A 569-nucleotide genomic window follows, 5' to 3' on the forward strand; every position below is an offset into this window, starting at 1 on the left:
GAGTCATGACTGGGGTGAAGTCGTAACAAGGTAGCCCTAGGGGAACCTGGGGCTGGATCACCTCCTTATACGATTTAGAACTTATTTGTTCGTAGTGTCCACACAGATGATTGTTAATTGTAAAGAGAACAACACTTATTGTTTGGGTCTGTAGCTCAGCTGGTTAGAGCGCACCCCTGATAAGGGTGAGGTCGGTAGTTCAAATCTACTCAGACCCACCACTTCTTCTTAATACTTCGTTGTAAGCTTCGTTGTTTAGTGAACTAAACGGCCTCAACTTACGCCTTGTCTTAAAAAGAAGTCGGTATACAAACAGTAAGACCAGCATATGTGGGGCTATAGCTCAGCTGGGAGAGCGCCTGCCTTGCACGCAGGAGGTCAGCAGTTCGATCCTGCTTAGCTCCACCACTTTACTTCTTAAAAATAAATATTCTTTTATCGGGTAGCACAATCGCCTGAGAATAGAGTGTGTTTAATTTTGAGAAGTTTTTGATTCTCTGCTCTTTAAAAATTTGGAAAAGCTGATAATAAAATTCGTATGAATAACATTGTTATTTGTACAGAGTTTT

Annotated in this window: 2 tRNA genes and 1 rRNA gene; all 3 read left to right on the top strand. The window is 41.5% G+C overall.

The annotated features are described in order from the left end of the window. Window positions 1-68 (top strand): 16S ribosomal RNA (locus CWB76_RS18940); the annotation flags it as partial. A gap of 76 nt (window positions 69-144) precedes the next feature. Beyond that, a tRNA-Ile gene (locus CWB76_RS18945) sits at window positions 145-221 on the top strand. A gap of 111 nt (window positions 222-332) precedes the next feature. Further along, window positions 333-408: transfer RNA gene (locus tag CWB76_RS18950), tRNA-Ala, on the top strand. Window positions 409-569 lie beyond the last annotated feature (161 nt).

It is taken from the genome of Pseudoalteromonas sp. S1609, from assembly GCF_005887255.1.
GTDB lineage: Bacteria > Pseudomonadota > Gammaproteobacteria > Enterobacterales > Alteromonadaceae > Pseudoalteromonas.